The sequence below is a fragment of the Alcaligenes sp. Marseille-Q7550 genome (assembly GCF_965112015.1).
Genome location: NZ_CBCOPU010000001.1, coordinates 463,391 through 488,583, shown reverse-complemented (window position 1 = coordinate 488,583; position 25,193 = coordinate 463,391). Strand labels below are relative to the sequence as shown.

Sequence of the window (25,193 nt, the reverse complement as noted above, 5' to 3'; positions counted from 1 at the left end):
AGTCGGCGAAGGGGCTGAACAGGAAATCCCAGAGCGCGCTCACAGGTAGTCTCCGGCGCACAGGTGGCGTGCCAGGTGCAGATGCTCGGGCGTGATCACGGAATCTGTCCGGCCCCAGGCCACGACCTGCCCGGCCAGCAGCAGGGACTGCGGGAAGAAGGCGCGCACCATGTCCAGATCGTGCAGCACGGCGATCACGGTGCGGCCCTGCTCGTGCCATTGGCAGATCAAGGCCATCAGCTCGTCCGAGGTCGCCTTGTCCACCGCCGCGAAAGGCTCGTCCAGCAGCAGCACCTGGGCGTCGTGCATGATCATGCGGGCGAACAGCGCCCGCTGCAGCTGGCCGCCCGACAGCGTGCCGATGGAGCGGCGCGCGAAGTCGGCCAGCCCGACCTGCTCCAGAGCGTGGGCGATGCGCTCGCGCTCCTGGCGCGAGAAGCCGCCGAAGGCGCCCACGCGCTTCCAGGCGCCCATGGCCACCAGGTCATGCACGGTGATGGGGAAGGTCTTGTCCAGGTCGCCCATCTGCGGCAGCAGGGCCAGCTCGTCGTTGACGGCCGGATCCAGTGCGATGCGCCCTTTGAGCGGATTGATCTGCCCGCTCAGGCCCTTGAGCAGCGTGGACTTGCCCGCGCCGTTGGGGCCCACGACCGCGGTCAGCGAGCCGCGCGTGAAGCGCCCGCTGATGTCGCGCAAGGCGATCTTGTCCTTCCAGCCCAGGGCCACATGGTCCAGCTCGATCAGGGTCTGCTGCATTGCGTCACCACCAGCCCAGGGCCCAGGATGTCAGCGCCCACAGGGCGGCGACCACGCACAGGGCGGCCAGCAGGCGCTGGCCGGCGGAGGCCAGCAGCAAGGAGCGGCGCGGCGCCGGGCTGCGGGGCGCGGGAGAAAATTGAGGACAGGACATGAAAAAGGGATAATGCGGCAAAGGCGGATAATATTTTATTCTTGCCATAATGTTATAACATAACAAATACACTGAACAAGCGCCCATGCCTGTGCACATCCTCACGCCCCACGCCATCGAACATCAGCTGCCGATAGCCGAAAAGCTGTGCCTGCAGCGCGGCAAGCGGCTGACCTCGATACGCCGGCAGGTGCTGGAAATTCTGATCCAGGCCCAGCGCAGCCTGAAGGCCTATGAACTGCTGGACCGCGTGCGCGAGTTCCAGCCCGGCGCCAAGCCGCCCACCGTCTACCGCGCCCTGGACTTCCTGACCGAGGAGGGCCTGATCCACCGCCTGGACGCAGTCAATGCCTGGACGGCCTGCGTGGACGCCGGCGGCCATCCGCACGACCTGCTGATCGTGTGCACCCAGTGCGGCACGGTGGTGGAACTGTGCGCTCCGGCGCTCAGCCAGAAGCTGGCCGACTGCGTGCGCGACGCCGGCTTCGCCCTGTCCGGCCACGAAACCGAACTGCGCGCGCTGTGCCAGCGCTGCGCCCAGGGGCAAAGCGCTCGAAAACCCTTATCTGCCGCCTAAAACGTGGTGTTTTGCCCTCAATCAGTATATATTTCCCGATCTACTGGCAAACCGTCGCGCTGTTAGGATCACCGCCGTTTGCCGAACGGGCAAGGCTGTGATGTAATCGCACGTTGTTTTTGAGCGGATCAAACAAGCACAGGACGTCGCGGTCACGCCGTGCCCTGTACTCTTGCCATCCGCCTCTGCGAGGCCTGTTATGAACGCCGCATTAGATCTGAAGAAAATGGTCCCGGTCACTATCCTGACCGGCTTTCTGGTCGCAGGTAAGACCACGCTGCTCAAGCGCATCCTGTCCGAATACCATGGCCAGCGCATCGCCGTCATCGAGAACGAATTCGGGCCCGAAGGCATCGACAACGATCTGCTGGTGCAGGACACCGAAGAGGAAATCGTCGAGCTGAGCAACGGCTGCGTGTGCTGCACGGTGCGCGGCGACCTGATGCGCACCCTGAACGATCTGCGCCTGCGCCGCCAGTCCGGCGAACTGAACTTCGAGCGTGTCATCATCGAGACCACGGGCATGGCCAATCCCGGCCCCGTCTGCCAGACCTTCTTCATGGACGACGACATCGCCGAGTACTACCGGCTCGACGCGGTCATCACCATCGTGGACGCCAAGCACGGCATGGCCACCCTGGACCGCCAGGAAGAAGCCCAGAAGCAGGTCGGCTTCGCCGACAAGCTGCTGGTCTCCAAGAAGGACCTGCGCCGCCAGCTGGACACCGAGCCCCTGCGCGCCCGCCTGGTGCGCATCAACCCGCGCGCCACCATCACGCCGGTCAACTTCGGCGAGACCAACATCCAGGACCTGCTGGAGGTCAGCGGCTTCAACCTGAACTCCATCCTGGACATCGATCCGGACTTCCTGGCGGCCGAACACCCCGACGCCGCCCACGACCACGATCATCACCACGATCACGATGAAGGCGACTGCGGTCCGAACTGCGGCCACCATCATCACCACGAACATGCGGCCCACAACGATGAAATCGGGGCTTTCGTCTTCCGCTCGGACCGCCCCTTCGATCCCGAGCGCCTGGAAGACTTCCTGTCGGGCATCGTCCAGGTCTTCGGGCCGGACCTGATGCGCTACAAGGGCATTCTGTACCTGAAGGGCATCAATCGCCGCATGCTGTTCCAGGGCGTGCACATGATGATGAGCGCCGAGCCCGGCACCGCCTGGCTGGCCAAGGAAAAGAAAGGCAACAAAATGGTCTTCATTGGCCGCAAGCTGCCGCAGGATATCTTCACCCAAGGCCTGGAGAACTGCCTGGCCTGAAGTTATTTCTCATTCAGTAAATGCGGAGCGATTGCGCGTGACGAGAGTTACAGGCTCCCAGACGTCAACAAGAGGTAAGCATCATGGCAACGAAGTCACATGACAGTACTACGACCCTGCTGACCGAGCAGGAGCTTTTGGCGATGCCTGAGTCGGACTATATGAACCCCGCACAGCTGGAGTTCTTCAAGCACCGCCTGCGCCAGCTGGAACAGGAAATCCTGGCCAACGCCGGCGCCACCACGGAGAACCTGCGCGAGACCCAGTTCGTCCCCGATCCGGCCGACCGCGCCACGATCGAAGAAGAACACGCGCTGGAGCTGCGCACGCGCGACCGCGAGCGCAAGCTGCTCAAGAAGGTGCAGCAGTCCATCGCCCTGATCGAATCGGGCGAGTACGGCTGGTGCGAGGAGACGGGCGAGCCCATCGGCATCCCCCGCCTGCTGGCCCGCCCCACCGCCACGCTGTCCCTGGAAGCCCAGGAACGCCGCGAGAAGCGCCAGAAGATGTTCGGCGACTGACCCTGGCCCGCCGCATTTCTGCACAAGCCCCTGCCGACATGGACTGGCGGGGGCTTTTTTTGGCTTGCGGGCCGGCGCGGGGAGCGGGCCGGCGGCCCGCGGCGCCTCGCGCTGTGCCCCAGGCGACTCCGGTACAAATTCCCGCCTTGAAATTCTCTTGCTCATCCCCAGATTGGAGACTTAAAGGAAGGAACTCATGGAACAATTTCACGCCACTACCATTGTCTGCGTGCGCCGCGGCGACCAGGTCGCCATTGGCGGTGACGGCCAGGTCACCCTGGGCAACATCGTCATCAAGGGCACGGCCCGGAAAATCCGCCGTCTGTACAACGACAGCATCCTGGCAGGCTTTGCCGGAGCCACCGCCGACGCCTTCACCCTTCAGGAACGCTTCGAGGCCAAGCTGGAAAAGCACCAGGGCAACCTGCTGCGCGCCGCCGTCGAACTGACGCGCGACTGGCGCACGGACCGCGTGCTGCGCCGCCTGGAAGCCATGCTGCTGGTGGCGGACAAGGAACACACCCTGGTGCTGACCGGCAACGGCGACGTGCTCGAACCCGAACACGGGCTGGCGGCCATCGGCTCGGGCGGCGCCTACGCCCAGTCGGCCGCCCTGGCGCTGCTGCAGAACACCACCATGGCGCCGGCCGAGATCGTCAAGAAGTCGCTGGAGATCGCCGGCGACCTGTGCATCTACACCAATCAGAACCACATCGTCGAAACACTCTGACCTGCCGGACACGCACCATGTCTACCACCAACATGACTCCCGGAGAGATCGTCTCCGAACTGGACAAGCACATCGTCGGCCAGGGCAAGGCCAAGCGCTCCGTGGCCGTGGCCCTGCGCAACCGCTGGCGCCGCCAGCAGGTGGCCGAGCCCCTGCGCAGCGAGATCGTGCCCAAGAACATCCTCATGATCGGGCCCACCGGCGTGGGCAAGACCGAGATCGCCCGCCGCCTGGCCAAGCTGGCCAACGCGCCCTTCATCAAGGTCGAGGCCACCAAGTTCCCTGAAGTGGGCTATGTGGGCCGCGACGTGGAAACCATCATCCGCGATCTGGTGGACATCTCCGTCAAGCAGACCCGCGAAATCGAAATGCGCCGCGTGCGCATCCAGGCCGAGGAAGCCGCCGAGGACCGCATCCTGGACGTGCTGGTGCCGCCCTCGCGCGACGCCCACGGCATGCCCCAGCGCGAGGACAATTCCGCCCGCCAGGTGTTCCGCAAGCGCCTGCGCGAAGGCAAGCTGGACGACACCGAAATCGAGATCGAAATGGCCCAGGCCATGCCCCGCATGGAGATCATGGCGCCGCCCGGCATGGAAGAGATGACCGAGCAGCTGCGCAGCATGTTCTCCTGGCTGGGCCAGGACAAGACCAAGGCGCGCAAGCTGACCGTCAAGGAAGCCTTCAAGCAACTGACCGAAGAAGAAGCCGCGCGCCGCGTCAACGAGGACGAGCTGCGCATGGCCGCCGTGGCCAATGCCGAACAGAACGGCATCGTGTTCCTGGACGAGATCGACAAGATCACGGCCCGCAGCGAGAACCAGGGCGGCAGCGGCGACGTGTCCCGCCAGGGCGTGCAGCGCGACCTGCTGCCGCTGGTCGAGGGCACCGCCGTCACCACCAAGTACGGCGTGGTGCGCACCGACCATATCCTGTTCATCGCCTCGGGCGCCTTCCACCTGTCCCGACCCTCGGACCTGATCCCCGAGCTGCAGGGCCGCTTCCCGATCCGCGTGGAGCTGGAATCGCTCAGCGCCGAGGACTTCGTGCAGATCCTGTCGGCCACGGATTCGTCCCTGACCAAGCAGTACACGGCCCTGCTGGGCACCGAGGACGTCCATCTGGACTTCCGCCCCGACGGCATCCGGCGCATGGCCGAGCTGGCCTTCGACGTCAACGAACGCACCGAGAACATCGGCGCGCGCCGCCTGTACACCGTCATGGAAAAGCTGCTGGAGGAGCTGTCCTACAGCGCCGGCAGCCATGGCGCGCAGTCCGTGGTGATCGACGCCGATTACGTCAACCGCCAGCTGCAGGAAACCGCCGCCAGCCAGGACCTGGCGCGCTACGTGCTGTAAGGCGCCGCTCCCGCCGCATGGAAAAGGGCCCCTTCAAGGGGCCCTTTCCGCATCCGACGCCGGAGGATCAGGACTTCTCGATCTTGGTGACGATGTAGTCGCCGTCGGTGCGCTGGGCGGTGAACTTCACCTTGTCGCCCGGATTGATGCCGGCCAGCAAGGCCGGATCGATCTTGTAGACCAGCGTCATGGCCGGCAGCTGCAGGGCGTCGATGGCGCCATGCTTGAGGGTGATCTTGCCGGCGGCCGCATCCACCCGGCGCACCTCTCCCGATGCGCTGGCTTCCTGGGCCTGCGCCACCACCACGTATGCCGCCGTGGCGGCCAGACCCAGGGCTCCCGCCAGCAGTACGCTGCGTTGAGTGGTCCAAGTCATGTCAATCTCCTGCAAATTGGGCAGGGCCGGACAAATGGCCCATAATGCCTGTTTCCAGACGGTTACGCCGTCCGCTTCCAATCAAGCATAACGCCAAACTACAGCAAAAGCATGAGCGAATTTATCAAAGGGTATACGCTTCGCCCCGCCCGCCCCGCCGACATCCCCGCCATCCTGGGGCTGATGCGCGACCTGGCCGCCTTCGAGAAACTGGAGCATATCTTCAGCGCCACTCCCGAATCGCTGCGCAACAGCTTCTTTGCCGACGAACCCAGCGCCTACTGCCTGGTCATCACCCCTGAAGACCAGCCGGACACGCCGATCTCCTACATCATGTGGTTCTACAACTACTCCAGCTTCCTGGACCGGCGCGGCATCTACCTGGAAGACCTGTACATCGACCCGGCGCACCGCAAGCAGGGCCTGGGCGCCGCCGTGCTGCGCCACCTGGCCAAGCTGGCCGTGGAACAGGGCTGCGGGCGCTTCGAATGGGTGGTGCTGGACTGGAACAAGAACGCCATCGACTTCTACGAGCACCAGGGCGCGCAGATCCTGCACGACTGGCGCGTGGCGCGCGTCACCGGCGAAGCCCTGCAGCGCCTGGCCGACGGCCGCCCCGCCCCCGCCACCGCATAGGCCCGCCATGTCGATCCGACTTTCCATCATCAGCACGCGCACCGGCGACGACGGCACCACGGGCCTGGGCGACGGCAGCCGCCTGCCCAAGAGCGCCCCCCTGATCCATGCCCTGGGCGACGTAGACGAGCTCAACAGCCAGATCGGCGTGCTGCGCACGCTGGCGCTGCCGGCCGACGTGGACGCCCTGCTGTCCGACATCCAGCATGATTTGTTCGACATGGGCGCCGAGCTGTGCATTCCCGGGCACCAGGTGATCGCCGCCGGCCATGTGGAGCGCCTGGACCAGGCTATCCGCCATTACAACGAACCGCTGGGCAAGCTGCAGGAATTCATCCTGCCCGGCGGCAGTCCCGCCGCGGCCTGCGCCCACGTGGTGCGCTGCGTGGCGCGCCGCGCCGAGCGCAGCGTGGTGGCGGTCCCGGCCGAGGCCCTGCCGCAGGAAGGCCCGCGCCTGTACCTGAACCGCCTGTCCGATCTGATGTTCGTACTGGCGCGCAGCCTGAACCGGCACGCCGGGCGCTCCGACGTGCTGTGGCAGCCCAAGCGGGCGCAAAACACCTAGGCGAAGCGGCCTAGACCTGATCGATGCGGGTGAGGGCGGCGAAGCGGAACTGCGGCTCGCCCGTGGGGTCTTCGTAGACCTGCCATTTCAGCGACTGGCTCCCCACCTGGATGTCCGCGGTGGCCAGCGTGTTTTCCGCATCGCTGTCGTCGGGCGCGCAGCGCCAGATGGGATATTGCGCATGGTGCTGGTCCGACATCACCGCCAGCGGGTCCAGCGCCGCGCCGGACTGCGCGAGCAACTGGTCCCCGCGCTCCTGGCGCAGCCGGGACGACTGGGTGATGCGCTGTTCGAATCCCTGCATGGCTTCATGCACGGCATGATTGGCGTGCAGGCTGTTCTGCATGATGGTGGTGACCGACACGGCCTGCGAGCTGAATTCCACGCTGAGCAGGCGCGCATCGCTGCGCTGGGCCAGGCTGAGGTGGAAGGCGCCGGCGCGCGGATGATCGCGCAGGACGGCCACGGCCTGGTCCAGGTCGGGCTGGTCCAGCATGGCGCGCGTCAGCACCATGCGCGGCACGCCGGGCTCCACCTGGCGGGCGCGCACATTGTTGACCGTCATGGCCAGTCCCGCCTGGGTAACGGCGAAGGTGTGGCCCGGCACCGAAGCCGGATACACGAAGGACACGAAGGACATGCCGCTGTCGGGGATGAACTTGGCCACGCCGCAATGGCCGGCAAAGCCCGGATCGCCGTCCTCGTTGTGCACGATGCGCGGCTGCCCTTCCCCGGGCATCTGCACCGTGGTGCAGCCATCGGGAGCCATCGCCCAGAGATCGCCTCGGCAGTTCCAGAGCAGCACGTCTTCGAAAGGCAGCTCCAGCCCCAGGGCCAGCCCCTGCAGCTCGGTCCATATTCGGGGGAAATAGCGTTCGGTGAATTCAGCCATGCGGCGAGCCTGGTCGCTGCCCTTCCATTGCATGATCCCCTGCCAGGAGGCCGAATGGATCAGATAGGCATGGGCGGCAGGCGCGCCGAAACGTCCCAGGGAATGGCCGATTTCTTTGGGGCCACCGCTCAACTCCAGGTAGGACAACTTAGCCATCGTGTCTATTTCCAGTAGGCACCGGATTGGTGCAATTGATTTTCGGCCAGCTCGATGCCGCTCACGGCCTTGCGTCCGGCCTTGGCCAGGACGTGCTCCACCAGCACCTCCACCAGAGCCTGGGCGGCCACGCCCGATGGAAAGAACGAGGGCACGTCGGTCCCAAACAATAATGTGCTGTCGGCCTCCAGCGCAATAGGGGCGAGCAGGCTGTCGCAAATGGCCAGCAGGCGCGCCCCGGCCTGGCGCGCGGCGCGGTGCGCCAGCACGCTTTCCTGGGAATAAGGCGCAAAGCCGAACAGGACCAGCACATCATCCTTGTCCAGGGCGCGCAGGTCCATCTCCAGCGTGCCGGCGTCGCCGCGCAGCAGCGCGGCGGTAGTCCGGAACAGGCGGTACTGATAATGAAGGGCGAAAGCGGGCGCGAACGAGGCCCGGAAACCGGCCACGTACACGCGCCGGGCGCGGCTGAGCAATTCCACCGCGGCCGGCGGGCGTGCCTGGTTCAAGTCGCGCAAGGCCGCCAGATTGTCCATCTGGGCGGCCAGGGTCTGGTCGAAGCGATCCGGTTTGTGCCGGTTGCGCACCACCTCCCGAGCCTGGTCCGCATAGCGGCGCGGCCCCTGGCCGTGGAGGGCCTGCGTGAACACCGCCTTGAGCTCCCCCCAGCCCGCGTAGCCCAGGGATTGCGCCAGGCGCAGCAAGGTGGCCGGCTGCACGCCCGCCTGGGCGGCGATCTGGCGCATGGACAGCAGGGGCACCTGGTCGGCATGGTCGAGCAGATGGCGCGCGCCCACCTGGAACTGGGGAGACATGGCGGAGAATTCCGCCTGGAGGCGCTGCGTCAGGGTGCTCAGGGTAGTCATGGACAGACGGGGCGAGAGGCAATTCATAAAGTATATCGTGCGCAAAAGCGGCAAAAGGGCAACAGTGGAGAGTTTTATCCCGGCCTTGCGCCGTTCCGTTGATGATTTATTCGTTGAAAGTATTATTATTTAATCAACAGTTGTTGAAAACATCCTGCTGTCCAACTTCCCACGGATCCGCGCCATGACTCATGTGTTCCATCGCAACCCCAGGCAGACGCTGCCCTATGCCGTCAAAGGCGACGGCATCGCCATCGTAGACCGCGACGGCAAGCGCTACATCGACGCCAGCGGCGGCGCCGCCGTCTCCTGCCTGGGCCATAGCCATCCGGCCGTCATCCAGGCCATCAAGCGGCAACTGGACGAGATCGCCTACGCGCACACCTCCTTCTTCACCAGCCAGGCCGCCGAGGACCTGGCCGATTTCCTGGCCGAGCGCGCCCCCGGCGACCTGAACCACGTCTATTTCCTGTCCGGGGGCTCCGAAGCCGTGGAAGCCAGCCTGAAGCTGGCGCGCCAGTACTTCGTGGAGACCGGCCAGCCCGAACGCCGCATCTTCATCGCCCGCCGCCAGAGCTACCACGGCAATACCCTGGGCGCCCTGGCCATAGGCGGCAATGAATGGCGGCGCCAGCCCTTCCTGCCCCTGCTGGCGCAGGCGCACCATGTGTCGCCCTGCTACCCCTACCGCGACCAGCGCGCCGATGAAAGCGCCGAGCAGTACGCCGACCGCCTGGCGCAGGAACTGGACGAGACCATCCGGGAGCTGGGACCGCAGAATGTGGCGGCCTTCGTGGCCGAGACGGTCGTGGGCGCCACGGCCGGCGCCCTTGCGCCGGTAGGCGATTACCTGCGCAAGATCCGCGCGGTGTGCGACCGCCACGGCGTGCTGCTGATCCTGGACGAGGTGATGTCCGGCATGGGCCGCACCGGCCACCTGTTCGCCTGCGAAGAAGATGGCGTGACGCCCGACATACTGGCCATCGCCAAGGGCCTGGGCGCGGGCTACCAGCCCATCGGCGCCATGATCGCCAGCGACCGCATCTACCAGGCCGTCCTGGACGGCTCGGGCTTCTTCCAGCACGGCCACACCTACATGGGCCACGCCACCGCCTGCGCGGGCGCGCTGGCGGTGCAGCGCGCCATCGAGCAGGACGATCTGCTGGCCAATGTGCGCGCCCGCGGCGAGCAATTGCGCGCCGAACTGCATGCCGCCCTGGACAGCCACCCAAACGTGGGCGACATTCGCGGACGAGGCTTGTTCGTGGGCATCGAACTGGTGCAGGACAAGGCCGGCAAGCAAGTGCTGGACCCCGCCCTGAAGACGCACGCGAAGCTGAAGAAGCAGGCCTTCGAGAACGGCCTGATGATCTACCCCATGGGCGGCACCATAGACGGCGTGCACGGCGACCATATCCTGCTCGCCCCGCCCTTCATCTGCACGCCCGAGGACATCAGCCGCATCGTACAGTTGCTGACGCAAACCATCGAGACCGTGCTGCCCCGCCAGGCACCCAACGCCGGCTTTTGACGAGGAGAACCATGGCCCGCCTGCCTTACGCCAATCTTGCCGCCCCCGATGCCGCCGCCCTGGTGGAACAGATCATCGCCGAGCGCGGCAGCGTGCTGCATCTGTACCAGATGCTGCTGCACAGCCCGCCCATCGCGCGCGGCTGGCTCAAGCACCTGACCGGCATCCGTCACCACAATTCGCTGCCCGGCGATCTGCGCGAGCTGGTCATCATGCGCGTCGCCATCCTGAACCGCGCGCCCTACGAGGCCGACCAGCACGCCCCCATCGCCCTGAAGGAAGGCATGAGCCAGGCGCAACTGGACGCCCTGCCCCACTGGGAGGATTCGGACCTGTTCAGCGCGGCCCAGCGCGCCGTGCTGGCCTACACCGACGCCATGACGCGCAACGTGCAGGTCGAAGACCCCGTCTTCCAGGAAGTGCGCCGCCATTTCGACGAGCGCCTGACTGTGGAGCTGACGGCGACCATCGCCACCTACAACATGGTCTCGCGCTTTCTGGAGGCCCTGCAGATCCACTCCCACGACGCGCGTTAAGGTGAATCGGCCCCCGCGGCCGACAGGCGGCGGGCCAGAAATTCCACGAAGAGCCGCAGCTTGGGCGGCAGGTGCCGCGTAGGCGGATACAGCGCCCAGGCCGCTCCGCAATAATTGGTGCGGAAGTCCCAGTCCGGCAGGACCTGCACGATGCGCCCCTCCCGCAGGGCGGCCCCGGCCACGAAGCAGGGCAGACTGCCTATGCCCAGACCGCGCTCGACCGCGTCCAGCCGAACGCCCGTATGATTGGCGGCGTAACGGCCGCGTACGGTCACGCTGACGGCGCGGCCCGCCTTGCTGAACCGCCAGCGTGCATCTCCCGGCTCCTCTCCCAGATAGATGCAATCGTGCTCGCGCAACTGCTGCGGATGCGCGGGCGCGCCCCTGCGCGCCAGATAGCCGGGACTGGCGAACAGACTATGGGTGATGTCCGTCAAGCGGCGCCCCATCAGGCCCGGCGGAGGCTGGTCGGTGATGCGGATGGCCAGGTCGAGCTGATCGTCGATCAGGTCCGCATACCGGTCGTCCAGCCGCATGAGGATGTCCACCTTGGGATGGGCTTGCAGAAAATCGGGAATGTGCGGATGGATCAGGAAACGCCCCGCGGCCTTGGGCACGCTCAGGCGGATCTGGCCTTGCGCTTCGTCGTGGAACTGGCCCGACGCTTCCAGAACCGCGTGGGCGCAGGCCAGCATGTCGCGCGCATGGCCGTAGACGACCTGGCCGCTGTCGCTCAGGCGCAGCTTGCGCGTGGTTCTTTGCAGCACGCGCGTCCCCAAGCCCTTCTCCAGGCGAGCCACGGACCGGCTCACTGCCGAAGGCGTGGACCCGAGCTGGCGCGAGGCTTCCGAGAAGCTGCCCGTCTCCACCACTTTGACGAATACTGCCATATCGCTCATCAGCGAGCTCAGATTATTTGTGCTCATGGGGAACAAATTATTGTCCTGGACAGGTGATTATCACGGCAAGCACCGGCTTCTACAATGAGGACGGACACACCATCAGACGCAAAAACCCATGACACGCAAACTGTATCTGAACAGTCATGACCTGCAGGGCCAGGCCATCGTTCTCGATTGCCGGCCTGCCGGAGACGATCGCTATGCGATCCGGCTGGATCAGACGCTGTTCCATCCGCAGGGAGGAGGCCAGCCCAGCGACGGCGGTTACCTCAATGACCTCCCTGTCCTGCACGTGATGCAGGATGAACACGGCCATGTCATCCATCTAGTGACAGAGCCCCTGCCGCCAGGGCCAGCCACGATGCGGGTCGACGCCCCCCGACGGGAGCGACACGCCCGCCTGCATACCGCCGGGCACTTGATCGGGCATATCCTGGCCCGCGCCGGCTGGCGCCCCATCAAAGCACACCACTGGCCTGGAGAGTGCAAAGTCGTCCTTGCCGGCCCCGGGGCCGACCACCTGCCCGATCCGGACTGGCTGCAAGGCGCGTGCGCCGCCGCCATCTTGCGCAACTTGCCTGTCCAGGCGATCCTGCAAGAGGACGGCCGGCGCACTGTCCGCATCCAGGACCTGGGCGACTTCCCGTGCGCCGGCACCCACGTGCGGGGGACTGGCGAACTGGACGGGCTCCAGATCGTGAGCGTCCAGTTCAAGAAAGACACCCTGACTGTCCGCTATGACCTCGCCTCAGAAGCCTGAGCCATAAAAAACCCCGGCCTTGCGGCCGGGGCTTGCGGGCGTACCGGGTACGCCAGAGCGCAATCAGATCATGGACTTGCCGCTCTTGCGGGCCTCGATCAAATCACGCGCCAGGTTCGCGACCAGGATCAGCAGGATCACGGCCGAGATCGCCGGCCAGACCAGGATGTACAGGGTCAACCACATGATGTTCTCCTTGCAATAGGGGTTCAGGCGCGCGCCGATGCGGGCTCGCCCTGCTGTCCGGGCGCTTCCTTGCCCAGCATGCGCGCTTCTTCGTAATGGAAGGAAGTGACGCGCTCGGCCAGCACCGAGAAATCGAAACGCTCCTGGCTGCGCAGGCTCAGGGCCACGCAGACCACGGCGCTTACGCCATAGGCGGTCAGGGAGCCGGTCAGCACGATGTACTCGCGCAGCGCGCCTACGAAATTAGGCAGCATGATCAGGGTGGCGATCACGCCCAGCGCGATGGCGATCCTGCTGCGGAAAAAAGCGAAGGCCATCAGCCCTATCACCACGCCGCCGCCGATGGACGCGCAGATCTCGTAGAACACGGCCACCGCGCCCTGGATGGGCACCAGTTCGAAGCGCACGATGGTGAACAGCACCACGGCGCTGAGCACCGACCAGGTGAAGGCCTTGTTGGTCACGCGGTCCCAGTAGAAGCTGGCGATCACGGGGAACACGATGGCGCCCCAGAGCGCACCCACGAATACCAGCATCACCAGGATGTCCAGGCGCAGGCTGGCGAAGATCACGCCCACCATGGTCGCCACGATCATGGTGGCGCGCCCCCACCAGAGCATGCGCTGGGGGTTGGGGCGGCCGCGCGCCACGTTCTTGGCGTAGACGTCGGTCATCATGATGGCCGACAGGGCCGCCAGGTCCGAGTCCGCCGTGGAAGACAAGGAGCCCACCACCAGGATGAAGAACAGCGCGATGCCGAAGGGCGGCAGATACGTGGAGGCCATCTGCGGGATGATGTTGTTCATGTTGCCGTCGGCCGGCTGCAGTCCGGTGAACAGGGCCAGCAGGCCCAGCATGCCCAGGCCGATCACCACCGCGCCGTAGCCCACGGTGGCGGTCAGGAACGTGGACTTGATCAGGTCCTCGCGCACCGCGAACAGGCGCTGGGCGATGGTCTGGTTGCCGATGGCGTAGGCCAGCACCGCGACGAAGTACGGCGCGCCCTGCTCCAGGATGGCCTTGGTGGAATAGAAGTCGGCCTGCTCCGCATCCAGGCGCCACATATTGGCCTGCAGCATCTCGGTGCCGCCGGCGTTGTAGAAGATCAGCGGGATGATCACCACGGCCGACAGGATCATGGCCACCAGCTGGGCGAAGTCCGTCATGACCGAAGCCCTGAAGCCCGACCACAGCGTGTAGGACAGCACGCCCAGCCCGGCGATCAGCACGCCCTGGATGAAGGACAGGGGGCTGAGCACGGACACCAGCGCGCCGGCCGCCGTGAAGTTGACCATCAGGCTGATGCAGCTTCCCACGATATTGGAGACGGCCATGATCATCTGGCTGGAGGCGCCGTGGCGGGCATGCACCACTTCGGCCAGCGTGTGGGCCTGCGGCGCCAGCTTGCGAAAGCGCCGCCCGAAGGGGTAGATGAACAGGATCATCAGGGCGCCCCAGAAGCCGTAGTGCAGCGGCCCCGACAGGCCGTACTTGAAGCCCGAGGTCGCGCTGGCATAGAACGAAGCCGCCCAGATCCAGGTGGCGATCATGCTCGCGGCCGACAGGCCGAAGCCCACGGCGCTGTTGGACACCATGTAGCCGTCCACGTTTTCTTTCTTTTGACCGATCAGCAGCGACATCAGGAACGTCGCGCCGTAGAAACCGACCAGCAGCAGCAAGGCCGTGGTCGTCGAGAGTTGAAAAAACTCCGCCTCTTGCATGTCTTTTTTCCTTCCTCTTCTGCGCGCCGGCCGCCGCGAAGGCAGACGGACACGCATGCGTGCCGATTCCGCCTGAGCGCGCTGGGCGGCACTGATCCCATGTGGACCGACACACCCGAAGCCGAAAATGACGCGCGCACACGAGCGCCCATGCTTTTCTCGTGAAAAAGCAAGGCGATGAGCAAGACACACCGCAAGGTGCCTTACATCACGGCAAGCCTGCAGGCCTTACAGACTGGAGAAGGGCCAGAGTCATGCCGCTCTGTTGCTGGCCGGAGCCTGGAGGCGTCCGGCTGATTGTTCCACGACCGGGAGGGTCGGGTGGGGTGTTTCGGCCTGTGAAGCCGGGCTGCTGTGCAGCAGCCTGTTGATGGACCAGCCGTATTTCCGGCTTGCCTGGCAAGCGGAAATGCGGCCCGTTCCGGATGCTGGCCTGAATGGCCAGAGACATGAAGTATACAGATTTAAAATTTAATGGTCTAGTTCATGCTTTTTAAGCATTGATACAAGCAGCAAATCATTGCTGGTGAATGCATTCAGGAAGACTCTTCCTCCAGGCAGGCGCGCGCCTGTTCCTGGCTGGCCGGCTGTACCTTGCCCACGAAGGCGTAGCCCTCGCCGCGCACCGAACGTATGGGCAGCTCTTCCCCGAAGGAGGTCAGCTTGCGCTTGAGCCGGCTGATGAGCACGTCCACCGAGCGGGCCGTGGTCTCACGCCCGGTCTCCGAAGGAAACAGGCGGTCACGCTCGACCGTATCCGGGCAATAGGCGAACAGCATCTGCATGATGCGCCGCTCGCCGCGCGTCAGCATGACCGAATGGCCCAGAGGCGTGATCAGACGCCAGCCGTTCTCGCGCAACTCCCATTCCTGCGACACTGCAGCCTGTCCCGCGTCCAGGGCGGCCGGAGCCGATGCGCCCGCTCTGGCCGCGCCGCCCGTCTGCAGGCTTTGCCTGAAGGCGCGGCCGCGGCGACGCAAGGCCTGCACGCCCGCCACCACTTCCACCGGCAGGGCGCCCGCATCGAAGCAGGCGTCGGCGCCCACCAGCAGCAAATGGCCGCGCTCCAGGCCGGCCACGCTCTCGGCGCGCAGAATGATCACGCCTGCGGCCGGAAAATCGGCCCGCAGGCGGTTGACGTACAGAAACACGCTGTCGGACTGGAAGCGCAGGGCGCAGACCACGTCCGTAGAGTCGGTGCGCGCCGCGGCCAGGCATTCATCCATGGACCCAAAGGCCTGTATGCGTACCCCCCACTGTTCAGACTCGGAAGCGATCGTCTGCAACATCGCTTCGTCGTCGTACAACAGAAACACCTGCTCCATCGTCATAGTCTCATTCCTTGCTGCTCCCGGCCGGCGCTTTCTTCAATGTCGTTATTCATCCTTGTATGCGCCGCAACAGTTGTTGGGCAGCAGCGTCGTCCGGCACGGCCAGGTAGATGCTGCCCTGGTTCATGGGCCCCCCGATGCGCGCCACATGCGCCACCTGGTCGTCCATGACCAGGATCAGCAAGGCGCCGACATTGCTCGCGCTGACCTCGGCCAGCTTGCGGGCGCCCAGGGCGTTGAGATCGAACTGCACCAGGTGCCTGCCTTGCGCCGTGCGCACGGTCGCCACCCGGGTCAGGTCCGTGCGCTGCACGATGACCTGGGGGTACAGCCACAGGGGGCCGGCCGGGCCGTCCACCTGTACCAGTCCCTGGGTCGGCTGGGGCATGCCCACGAAAAAATCCACCTGAGGCGCGCGCGCCGGCACCGGCGTCTGGGACGCCAGAAAGCTGCGCGTGCCGTCCTCGGACTCCACCTCGCGAGGCGCCTGGAGCGCGGGCGGCGTCAAGTCCGCGCCGCCCAGCGAAGCCTGCGGGCCCGTCGTCTGGCAGCCGGCCAGCGCCGCCAGGAACAGAAGGCCCAGCAGGCGCAGCATGGCGAACCCGGCGCGCATGATCAGCTCCGTGCCGAAATGTCGACGCGCCGGTTAGGCTTGAGGCAGGCCAGCAGCTCGCTGCGCTGCGTCTGGGTGCAATTGACCAGCGGTTGCGATTCGCCGGCGCCCGTCACCGTCATGCGCGTGCCGTCGAGCCCCTGCGCGCGCAGCTCATTGGCCACGGCCTGGGCGCGCTGCTCGGACAGACGCTGGTTGTAGGCCTGGGCGCCCAGGCGGTCGGTATGCCCCACCACCTGCACGCTGCTGTAAGGCTGCTTCCGCAGCTCGGCGGCGATGCGCGCCACCTCCTGGCGGCCTGCGGACGAGAGCTGGGCGCTATCGAAGGCGAACAGCACGTCCGCACCCAGGCTGAAATCGCGCTGCGCGGGCGCCGCCTGGCCGGTCTTGAGCAGGTCCGCGCAAGCCGGATCCTTCCACAGGAAGCTCTGGGCGCGCTTGTCCGAATCGAACAGGACCTTGTACTGGCAGCTGACATCGCCCTGGGGAGTGCGGAAGTGGAACCAGTAGTCCCATTCGCGCACGCCGACCAGGCCTTCGCTGAAATGCGGCCGGCCCAGCAGGTTGTACAGCTGGTCCTTGGTCATGCCGCGGTCCACCATGCGCAGGTTGTCCAGGTTGGGATAGGACCCGTTCTTGAAGGTCGCATGCTGCGGGTTTGGCCACACGGGCTCCTGCGTGGCGCCCTTGTCGTCCACGCGGCTCAAGTTGCCGCATGCGGCCAGCATCATCGAGGCGGCCAGCGCCAGCGCGCCTTTGCCAACATTCTTCAGTGTCTTGTGCATTCTTTCTTCTCCGTTCCGGACGGGCCGGGCGGCCATCGTTCCGGACTTGCGAAACCGGGCCGGGCCCGGCGAACGGGTCGCGCGCCGAAGCGACGCGACCCTGCCATTCACAGTCTTACCACTGGTAGCCCACGCCTACCGAGCCGCCGTAGTCGCCGCGGGACGAGCCGGCGACCGTGCCCTTGAGCACCCAGCTGCCGTTGTCGGACACCGTGGACAGGCCCATGGCGTAGCCGCTCTCGCCGTTCCAGGCGCCGCCGGCCACCGAGAACATGCTCTTGCCCGGCATGTAGGCCTGCGGCAGGCCGGCCGTTGCCAGCGCGGCCGCAATGCCCGCATTGGCCCGGTTCTCGACCTTGTTGATGCGGCCGTCCAGGTGATTGATCTGCCCCTGGATGTTGGCCGTGGCCTGACCCAGCTGGCGTACGTTCACGGCGTCCTGGGGCGCCTTGCCGTCCGCGACGTTGCTGATGGTCTTGTCGTGCATGTCGATGCCGTTCTGGTTGATGGTCGGGCCGTTCTCGATCTTCAGCTCGTTCGTGGTCACCGATTTGGCCACCACGCTGTTGACCTTGATGTCCTGCGCCAGCGCCACCTTCACATCCAGGCCCGAACGGGTGATCTCGATGTTGTCGCCGTTCAGGAACTGGACGGTCGAGCCGGGAGCCACCTTGTCGGCCACATCGCCATTGGTCCGGATGTTCCAGCCCGCGCTGGCCACCTGGCCGATGTTGTCGATCTTGTTGTCCAGGCCGCCCAAAGCGTCGTTGACGTTGTTGTAGGTGTTGCCGCCCACGTTCAGCTCCGTCACCAGCTTGCCGTTCTCGAACCTGGAACCGACGCCCATGCCCTGAGCGATGCTGTCGCCCATGTCGGAGATCTGGCTGCCGTTGACCGCATCCGTGCTGTTGGAGGAGATATCGCCGCGCGCCACATTGGTGATGCCGGTGCCGCCGGTGCGGCCGCCATCGGTGGACTTGTCGCCCTCCATGGAGACCTTGCCCTTGTTGACGGTGCCGTCGCTGTTCAGGTCGTACTTGACGGCGCGGTCGGTCAGGTTCTGCTCCACCTGCTTGAGCTGGCTCACGTTCACCGCATCCGTATCGGCCGTGCCGGCCGCCACGTTGGTGATCTTGTGCCCGCCGGCATTGATGCCCTGCTGGTTGATCACCACATCGAAGGCCTTCAAGCCATTGCTGGTCAGCGCCACGTTGTCGCCCACGCTGAAGCCCTTGTTGTTCATCACGATGGAAGGCTTGCCGTCTTCGTCCAGAACAACCACCCCATCCTTGTTCATGGTGGTGTTGCCGGTCTTGACGCTGTTCAGGTCCAGATCATCGTTCAGCGCGATTGTCAGCTTGCCGTCCTGGGCATGGGTGGCGATGTTGCTGTTGCTGCCTTCCACGACCAGGGTTTCGCCCAGCTTGCGATCTGTCGTCGAACCGTCCGATCCCTTGAAGGTCAGCGGATTGTTGTTGATGACGTTCTGCGAGCTGTTGTCCACGTACTCCTTGTTCACGATGTGCGTGTTCTCGGTGATGGGGCCGTCGTAATGAACATCGCCGCCCTGGTTCACCGTGAAGTGATCGCCCAGCTTGGTCACGCCGGTCGTCGTCAAGTTGTTCAGGATGGTGTCGCCGTTCACGGTCAGGTTCTGGTTGACCGTCACGTTCTCGACCTTCAGATCATCGTTCAGCGCGATGGTCAGCTTGCCGTCCTTGGCCTCGGTCGTGATGTTGCCGTTGCTGCCCACCACTTCCAGCGTCTCGCCCAGCTTGCGCTCGGTCGTCGAGCCATCCGAACCCTTGAAGGTCAGCGGATTGTTGTCGATCACGGCCTGCGAGCTGTTGTCCACGTACTCCTTGTTCACGATGTGGGTGTTCTCGGTGATGGGGCCGTCGTAATGAACATCGCCGCCCTGGTTCACCGTGAAGTGATCGCCCAGCCTGGTCACGCCGGTCGCCGTCAGGTTATTGACCGTGGTGTTGCCCTGGACCGTCACATTGGTCAGTGCCAGGTCCTTGGACAGCGTCAGGTTCACGTCCGTGCCGGTCTGCGTCAGCACGATGTTGCCGTCCGAGCTGGACAGGTCCACCTTGCCGCCGGGGGCGACCTTGCAGCCGGGTCCCCGTTGGTACCCAGGTTCCAGCCTGCATTGGCCGTCGCTTCCACATCCCTCAACTGGCCCAGATTGACCGCATGGTCGTTCTGCGTGCCGTCGGCCAGGTTGGTGATCTGCTTGCCGCCCATATTGATGCCGCCGCCGTTGATCACCGGACCGCCGTTGTTGATGGTCAGGCTGTCAGCCGTCAGGTTCTTGTTCAGCGCCACGGTCAGCGTATCGGTGCCATCGGCTGTCGTGGTGATGTTGCTGTCGCCCTTGACCAGCAGCTTCTGACCCAGGTCGCGATGCACGTCCGTGCCGCCGTCCGCGCCGAAGTTCATGCCCTTGGCCGTCAGCGTGTTCTCGGTCTGGGTCAACTGGCTCATGTTGACCGCATCGGTCGGGTCGGTGCCCGCGGCCACATTGGTGATCTTGTTGCCGCCCATGTTCACCGTCGTGCCGTTCTTGACCGTCAGGCTGCCTTCATTGACCACCAGCGTGCCGTTGCCGGCGTTCACGTTCTTCAGAATCGTGTCGCCCGTCGCGGTCAGGTTGTTCACCGTCGTGTTGCCGCTGACCTCCACATTGGTCAGCTTCAGGTCGTCAGCCAGCTTGAAGGCCACGTCCGTGCCGGTCTGCGTCAGCACGATGTTGCCGTCCGAGTTGGACAGGTCCACCTTGCCGCCGGGGGCGACCTTTGCAGCCGGGTCCCCGTTGGTGCCCAGGTTCCAGCCTGCATTGGCCGTCGCTTCCACATCCTTCAACTGGCCCAGATTGACCGCATGGTCGTTCTGCGTGCCGTCGGCCAGGTTGGTGATCTGCTTGCCGCCCATATTGATGCCGCCGCCGTTGATCACCGGACCGCCGTTGTTGATGGTCAGGCTGTCAGCCGTCAGGTTCTTGTTCAGCGCCACGGTCAGCGTATCGGCGCCATCGGCTGTCGTGGTGATGTTGCTGTCGCCCTTGACCAGCAGCTTCTGACCCAGGTCGCGATGCACGTCCGTGCCGCCGTCCGCGCCGAAGTTCATGCCCTTGGCCGTCAGCGTGTTCTCGGTCTGGGTCAACTGGCTCATGTTGACCGCATCGGTCGGGTCGGTGCCCGCGGCCACATTGGTGATCTTGTTGCCGCCCATGTTCACCGTCGTGCCGTTCTTGACCGTCAGGCTGCCTTCATTGACCACCAGCGTGCCGTTGCCGGCGTTCACGTTCTTCAGAATCGTGTCGCCCGTCGCGGTCAGGTTGTTCACCGTCGTGTTGCCGCTGACCTCCACATTGGTCAGCTTCAGGTCGTCAGCCAGCTTGAAGGCCACGTCCGTGCCGGTCTGCGTCAGCACGATGTTGCCGTCCGAGTTGGACAGGTCCACCTTGCCGCCGGGGGCGACCTTGCAGCCGGGTCCCCGTTGGTGCCCAGGTTCCAGCCTGCATTGGCCGTCGCTTCCACATCCTTCAACTGGCCCAGATTGACTGCATGGTCGTTCTGCGTGCCGTCGGCCAGGTTGGTGATCTGCTTGCCGCCCATATTGATGCCGCCGCCATTGATCACGGGACCGCCGTTGTTGATGGTCAGGCTGTCCGCGGTCAGGTTGTTGGCCAGCAGGATCTCCATCTCGCCCGCACTGTTCACACTGGTGCGGATATTGCTGGTGTTGGCGGCCGCGCTGGACGCCAGCGTACCCTTGATCACCTGGGTTTCACCCAGCTTGCGCGGAGTCGAGCCCGTATTGCCCTGGAAGGTGATGGGCTTGTTCTCCACCTGGTACAACTGGGAGCCGTTGACGGCGTCCTTGCTGGTGGAGGAGACCGTGCCGTCGGCCACATTGGTGATCTTCTGGCCGCCCATGTCGGCGCCCTTGAAGTGCGGCGTCTCGGCGAACTGGATCTGCAACTGACCATTCACAGCCTGCGTGCGCACGTTGGCGCCGCTGTAGTTGCCGGCCGTGGTCGCGCCGCCCAGGATCTCCAGGCGCTGGCCCAGGTCCTTGTGAATCGTGGTGCCGGTATTGGCCGCGTTGTAGTTGTTGCCCGAGTAGTTCGTGCCACGCGTCGTCAACACATCATCCAGCTTTTTCAACTGGGCCACGTTGACGGCGTCCGTGTCCGCCTGGCCGCCGGCCAGATTGGTGATGCGGCGGTTCTGCGAACCATTGCCCACCGATACGACGCCCTGTATGGCTTCCTGGTTGGTGATATTGGTATAGGCGGATACCGAGCTGCTGTAGGAGGCCGCGGTGGTGGATCCCGCGCCCAGCGCGACGGCGCCGGCAGCCGACGCCGCGCTGCCCGCGCCCAGAGCAATACCATTAGCGGCATTCGTTCCGGCGACGGCGCCATTGCCGATGGCGATGGAGTTCTGCGCCGAGGCGCGCGCGTCCGTGCCCCAAGCCTGGGCCGAGCCGGCCAGGGCCTGGGCATTGGAGCCCAGGGCGGACGCATCGGCCTGCATGGCCTTGGCGCCCGCGCCTACCGCCATGGAACGATCCTCATGCGCGTCGGAATCCGCCCCGATGCCGATAGCTTCGGCTCCGTGGTAGACATACTTCTTGCCGTCATTGCCCAGGTCGACTTCTTCGACCCAGCCGGTATTGGCCTTGTCGCCCACCGCGACCGAGCGGTGCCCCGGCGCGGTCGAAGCCGAACCAACGCCGACCGAATTGTTGGAACGCGTACTGCTGCCCGCGCCCATGGCCAGCGAACTGCTGCCGGCCACATTGGCATTGACGCCCAAGGCGGTCGACGAGCTGCCCGACACCGTGGCGCCGGTGCCCAGAGCCTGGCTGTCCTTGCCGGCCTTGGTCACGTGCGCCCCCACCCCGATGGCCGTGCCGCGTATGCCTTCGTCATAGGCATTGCGGCCCATGGCGATGCCCTCCAGGCGATTGACGCGCGCCGTATCGCCGATGGCGATGCCGCCGTGCGCATACTCATTGGCGTCGGCCATGACCTCGGAGTTGTGTCCCAAGGCCACCGCGAAATTGGCATTGTCCGCGGTGCGCGCGCCCTGACCCATCGCAATGGCGCCTTCCGCTTCCGAAGCGGCGCCGGCGCCCACGGCGGTGGCGCCCAGGCCGACCGCAGCCGTATTGGCGCCCAAGGCCGTCGTCAGGTTGGCTTCCAGCAGGCCGCCCGCCGTCGAGTTCAGGCCGATGGACGTGCTGCCATCGCCCGATGCGCGGGCGATGGGGCCAATGGCGATGGCATCCGAACCAGTGGCGCCATCATTGTTGATATTGGGATTGGAATTGGGCGAATTCACGCTGACGTAACGCATGCGTTTTTCCATCAGCGAGGATTCCAGGCTATCCAGTTGTCCTTTGTTGACGGCGTCGGACGCCGCCGTGCCGGCGGCCACATTGGTGATGCGCACCGGCGCGCCCGTGGCGCTGTCCAGGTCGATCAAGGTGCGGTCCGTGTTGGAGTACGTGACCGCGTTCAGGCCGGTGACCGCGTCGGCAACGCCCGTACGCATGGCCTGCAAGGCCGAGCCCACCGAACTGTAGTTGTGATCGACGCCATTTTCATCCCGGATCGTGAAGACCGGCCCGGTCATCACGCCATTGGCGTCCCAATCCAGATTGCCGCCAATGACGGATTCCAGATTGCCATGCAGTTGCTTGAGCTGGCTGACGTTGACCGCATCCGTGTCCAGACGGCCCGCCGCCACATTGCTCAGGCGACGCTCGCCGTTCACCGTGCCGAAGGAAACGCTGGAGGAAGGCAGAAAGGCGCCGCTGGGCGCGCCATAACCAGCGCCGGTGGTGGCGACCGACTGCGAATTGGCGCCGATGGCCACGCTGTTGGAATGCGTCACCCGCGCTTTGTCGCCCAGAGCCACGCCGCCGCCGGCAGCCTGGGTCGCAGTACCGGCATAGACCAGCGCCTGATTGCCGATGGCGATGCCGCCTATGTCGTAGTCCGCCACGGTGGCCTTGGAGCCCAGGGCCACCGAGCTGTCAGCGCCCGAGCGGGAACGCTCGCCGATCGCCACCGCATGCTGGGCGTTGACTGCTGGCGCCAGAGGATCCCCGGTACCCGTCTGACCGGGCAGGTAGTTGGCGCCATAGCCAATGCTGATGGTGCGCTCGCCAGTCAGGCTCTGGCCGGCCTCACGGCCGATCGATACGGTATCGTCGCCGGTCACGCCGCTGCCGGCTTTGTAGCCCATGGCTACGTTGTAGCCGCCCGACACGTTCTGGCCGGACAGGCCGCCCACGGACACGTGACCGAAGCGGTTGCCCACCACCGGAGAGCTGGAATTGGCGCCTGCGCCCTCGCCGATGGCCACGCCGCTTTGCGTATTGCTGACCGCGCCCGCGCCCAGAGCGACCGAGTTGGAGCCCACGGCGCGCGCGCCGCTGCCGCCGGCCAAGGAAGCGCCGCCGCTGGCCTGAGCCGTGGCGCCCAGCGCCGTGGCGCCGGCGCCGCCGGCGCGCGCGCCCGCGCCCAACGCCGTACCGGAGGCAGCGTGCACCGAGGCTCCCGAGCCCAAGGCCGTGCCGCTCACGCCGTCTTGCGTAATCACGGCGCCGTTCCCCAGTGCAACACCGTTATCGGCCAACAGGGCGACGTCAGCCTGATTGCCGATGGCCACGGCATTGTCCGCCTTGGCCATGGCCTTGTTGCCGATGGCAACCGTGTTGTCCACATCCAGAGGACTGGTGGCTTTGCCGGCCTCGCTGCCGATCGCAACGTTATTGCTGCCTGCAATCTGCTGGCCTGCCTGGTTGCCCAAGGCGACCAGACCCGCGCCCGTACTGCCGGTTCCCGCATCCCTGCCCGCAGACACGCCCTTCGTCCCGGTATTGCCCGTACCGCCGCGCGCGCCCAGGGCGCCCGTTTCCTTGCCAGCCGCCTGCGCCTGCAGGCCGGCTGCCAACGCAGCTTCACCCGCCGCAGAGGCCTGGGGTCCGATGGCGATCGCATCCGTGCCGCCCGCCGTCGAATCCGCCTTGGTGGAGTTGGCATGGAAATACTTCATGCCATTGCCCGAATTCAAGGCGTTGTAAAGTACTTTGCCGGAAATCGCTTCCGTGCTGGTGGCGCTGACCACGCCGTCCGCCAGCCCCGATATCTTGTTGTTGTTCACGTTGACGGCGCGCAGGCTGCTGGCGCCGGTGGCCGTCAAGGTCCCGGTAGTCACGCCGCTGGCATTCAATTGATGTGCCTGCACGGCGCCGTTGATGATGGCACTGCCTGCGGTCAGTTGATTGGCGACGGTGGCGGAGTCGGCCTGCAGATTGCCCTGCACCACCGCCGAGCCGGCGCTGAGCTGGCCGGTGAATTCCCCGGTCGCGCCCTTGATGGCGCCCGTAGCCGTCACTGAATCAACCGGCAGGTCGGGGTTCAATGCAACGGTCACCTCGCCGTTGTTCTGTGTCAGCGCAATATTGCTGCCCGAGTTCAGCGCGAAGGCGCCGCCGGGCGCCACATGAAAGGCGGCTCCGTTGTCCACGCTCAAGTCCCAGCCATCCACAGCCTGGGCAGCGGCCGGACGCGCCAGCAGCCCCGCGCTCAGCAGCGCCAGCATCACGGCGCCCAGCTTCCAGCTCAATCCCTGAGTCGGCCCGAAAGCCGCATCCATCCCCATCGTCGTCCCGGTGCTGCGCTTGCCACGGGCTTTGGTGTTCTCAGCCACGGCAACAAACGTACCGGTCTGCTCACTCCAAATCGACTTATAGACTTTGTTCATGATCTCTACACCCAAAAAGGAAATTAGCGGTGCGCCCTCCCCGCCTCCCCTCCGCGCGGCCGCGCGTCGATGTTTTTCAGGCGCAACAAGTCCCCTCGCCCTGGTTCCGGCGATAAATTGGATTTGTCGTGTTGGAAAGACTTACTGAATCAACTGGATGGATTCAGACGGT

General features: G+C 65.3%; 24 protein-coding genes. 10 read left to right on the top strand and 14 right to left on the bottom strand.

Going from position 1 to position 25,193, the window contains the following annotated elements; translation table 11 throughout:
* Positions 1–39: 39 nt before the first annotated feature.
* Positions 40–756, bottom strand: a complete 717-nt coding sequence (locus ACWPWO_RS02280; protein WP_394063744.1) for a metal ABC transporter ATP-binding protein — start codon at positions 754–756, stop codon at positions 40–42.
* A gap of 4 nt (positions 757–760) precedes the next feature.
* Positions 761–910 (bottom strand): hypothetical protein, encoded by a 150-nt coding sequence (locus ACWPWO_RS02275; protein ID WP_394063742.1) that lies wholly within the window; start codon positions 908–910, stop codon positions 761–763.
* A gap of 85 nt (positions 911–995) precedes the next feature.
* On the opposite strand from ACWPWO_RS02275, the gene ACWPWO_RS02270 reads away from it, so the two are divergent.
* The 5 genes from ACWPWO_RS02270 (at position 996) to hslU (ending at position 5,375) form a co-directional block, all read left to right on the top strand.
* A complete protein-coding gene (locus tag ACWPWO_RS02270) occupies positions 996–1,487 on the top strand; it encodes a Fur family transcriptional regulator (RefSeq protein ID WP_454004112.1) in 492 nt (163 codons plus the stop codon).
* A gap of 199 nt (positions 1,488–1,686) precedes the next feature.
* Positions 1,687–2,769: a CobW family GTP-binding protein gene (locus ACWPWO_RS02265; protein WP_454004110.1), complete on the top strand. Its 1,083-nt coding sequence runs from the start codon at positions 1,687–1,689 to the stop codon at positions 2,767–2,769.
* Between the two features lie 83 nt (positions 2,770–2,852).
* Positions 2,853–3,290, top strand: a complete 438-nt coding sequence (dksA, locus tag ACWPWO_RS02260) for an RNA polymerase-binding protein DksA (RefSeq protein ID WP_394063737.1) — start codon at positions 2,853–2,855, stop codon at positions 3,288–3,290.
* 196 nt (positions 3,291–3,486) lie between these two features.
* On the top strand, positions 3,487–4,020 hold the full coding sequence (gene hslV, locus ACWPWO_RS02255) for an ATP-dependent protease subunit HslV (protein ID WP_394063735.1): 534 nt from the start codon (positions 3,487–3,489) through the stop codon (positions 4,018–4,020).
* Positions 4,021–4,037: 17 nt separating this feature from the next.
* Positions 4,038–5,375, top strand: coding sequence for an ATP-dependent protease ATPase subunit HslU (gene hslU / locus ACWPWO_RS02250; protein ID WP_454004107.1), 1,338 nt, complete (start codon positions 4,038–4,040; stop codon positions 5,373–5,375).
* A gap of 67 nt (positions 5,376–5,442) precedes the next feature.
* On the opposite strand, the gene ACWPWO_RS02245 is transcribed toward hslU, so the two are convergent.
* Positions 5,443–5,751, bottom strand: a complete 309-nt coding sequence (locus tag ACWPWO_RS02245; RefSeq protein ID WP_394063731.1) for a copper-binding protein — start codon at positions 5,749–5,751, stop codon at positions 5,443–5,445.
* Positions 5,752–5,862: 111 nt separating this feature from the next.
* On the opposite strand from ACWPWO_RS02245, the gene ACWPWO_RS02240 reads away from it, so the two are divergent.
* On the top strand, positions 5,863–6,387 hold the full coding sequence (locus tag ACWPWO_RS02240) for an N-acetyltransferase family protein (protein WP_454004104.1): 525 nt from the start codon (positions 5,863–5,865) through the stop codon (positions 6,385–6,387).
* 7 nt (positions 6,388–6,394) lie between these two features.
* Positions 6,395–6,952, top strand: coding sequence for a cob(I)yrinic acid a,c-diamide adenosyltransferase (locus tag ACWPWO_RS02235; RefSeq protein WP_454004102.1), 558 nt, complete (start codon positions 6,395–6,397; stop codon positions 6,950–6,952).
* A 10-nt stretch (positions 6,953–6,962) separates the two neighbouring features.
* On the opposite strand, the gene ACWPWO_RS02230 is transcribed toward ACWPWO_RS02235, so the two are convergent.
* Positions 6,963–8,000, bottom strand: coding sequence for a C45 family autoproteolytic acyltransferase/hydolase (locus tag ACWPWO_RS02230; RefSeq protein ID WP_454004100.1), 1,038 nt, complete (start codon positions 7,998–8,000; stop codon positions 6,963–6,965).
* Between the two features lie 5 nt (positions 8,001–8,005).
* A complete protein-coding gene (locus tag ACWPWO_RS02225) occupies positions 8,006–8,866 on the bottom strand; it encodes a MurR/RpiR family transcriptional regulator (RefSeq protein WP_454004098.1) in 861 nt (286 codons plus the stop codon).
* A gap of 184 nt (positions 8,867–9,050) precedes the next feature.
* Here ACWPWO_RS02225 and ACWPWO_RS02220 point away from each other — a divergent pair, with 184 nt between their 5' ends.
* A complete protein-coding gene (locus ACWPWO_RS02220; RefSeq protein WP_454004096.1) occupies positions 9,051–10,397 on the top strand; it encodes an aspartate aminotransferase family protein in 1,347 nt (448 codons plus the stop codon).
* 11 nt (positions 10,398–10,408) lie between these two features.
* Positions 10,409–10,933, top strand: a complete 525-nt coding sequence (locus ACWPWO_RS02215) for a carboxymuconolactone decarboxylase family protein (RefSeq protein ID WP_454004095.1) — start codon at positions 10,409–10,411, stop codon at positions 10,931–10,933.
* On the opposite strand, the gene ACWPWO_RS02210 is transcribed toward ACWPWO_RS02215, so the two are convergent.
* Entirely contained in the window at positions 10,930–11,859 is a 930-nt protein-coding gene (locus ACWPWO_RS02210; RefSeq protein WP_454004093.1) for a LysR family transcriptional regulator, read from the bottom strand. The two genes, ACWPWO_RS02215 and ACWPWO_RS02210, sit on opposite strands and share 4 nt — an antisense overlap.
* Positions 11,860–11,950: 91 nt before the next feature.
* Between ACWPWO_RS02210 and ACWPWO_RS02205 the strand changes: the two genes are divergently transcribed.
* Positions 11,951–12,595 carry a hypothetical protein gene (locus tag ACWPWO_RS02205; protein ID WP_454004091.1) on the top strand — a complete coding sequence of 215 codons (645 nt, stop codon included), beginning with the start codon at positions 11,951–11,953 and terminating at the stop codon, positions 12,593–12,595.
* A 63-nt stretch (positions 12,596–12,658) separates the two neighbouring features.
* Here the strand turns inward: ACWPWO_RS02205 and ACWPWO_RS02200 are convergent, their stop codons facing one another.
* The 8 genes from ACWPWO_RS02200 to ACWPWO_RS02165 all read right to left on the bottom strand — a co-directional run bounded on the left by ACWPWO_RS02200 (position 12,659) and on the right by ACWPWO_RS02165 (position 25,021).
* Complete coding sequence (locus ACWPWO_RS02200; protein ID WP_454004089.1) at positions 12,659–12,781, bottom strand: putative transporter small subunit; 123 nt, start codon at positions 12,779–12,781, stop codon at positions 12,659–12,661.
* Positions 12,782–12,804: 23 nt separating this feature from the next.
* Entirely contained in the window at positions 12,805–14,502 is a 1,698-nt protein-coding gene (locus tag ACWPWO_RS02195; RefSeq protein ID WP_454004088.1) for a sodium:solute symporter family protein, read from the bottom strand.
* Positions 14,503–15,038: 536 nt separating this feature from the next.
* Complete coding sequence (locus tag ACWPWO_RS02190) at positions 15,039–15,833, bottom strand: winged helix-turn-helix domain-containing protein (RefSeq protein WP_454004086.1); 795 nt, start codon at positions 15,831–15,833, stop codon at positions 15,039–15,041.
* 49 nt (positions 15,834–15,882) lie between these two features.
* Positions 15,883–16,446: a SecDF P1 head subdomain-containing protein gene (locus ACWPWO_RS02185; protein WP_454004084.1), complete on the bottom strand. Its 564-nt coding sequence runs from the start codon at positions 16,444–16,446 to the stop codon at positions 15,883–15,885.
* Between the two features lie 2 nt (positions 16,447–16,448).
* The gene (locus ACWPWO_RS02180) at positions 16,449–17,231 is read right to left on the bottom strand and encodes an OmpA family protein (protein ID WP_454004082.1); all 783 of its coding nucleotides are present in this window, start codon (positions 17,229–17,231) and stop codon (positions 16,449–16,451) included.
* 115 nt (positions 17,232–17,346) lie between these two features.
* Positions 17,347–19,326 carry a YadA family autotransporter adhesin gene (locus ACWPWO_RS02175; RefSeq protein ID WP_454004080.1) on the bottom strand — a complete coding sequence of 660 codons (1,980 nt, stop codon included), beginning with the start codon at positions 19,324–19,326 and terminating at the stop codon, positions 17,347–17,349.
* Positions 19,290–20,699, bottom strand: a complete 1,410-nt coding sequence (locus ACWPWO_RS02170; protein WP_454004078.1) for a hypothetical protein — start codon at positions 20,697–20,699, stop codon at positions 19,290–19,292. Before ACWPWO_RS02170 ends, ACWPWO_RS02175 begins: the two co-directional genes overlap by 37 nt.
* A complete protein-coding gene (locus tag ACWPWO_RS02165) occupies positions 20,663–25,021 on the bottom strand; it encodes an ESPR-type extended signal peptide-containing protein (RefSeq protein ID WP_454004076.1) in 4,359 nt (1,452 codons plus the stop codon). The genes ACWPWO_RS02170 and ACWPWO_RS02165 overlap by 37 nt, the downstream gene beginning before the upstream one ends.
* Positions 25,022–25,193 lie beyond the last annotated feature (172 nt).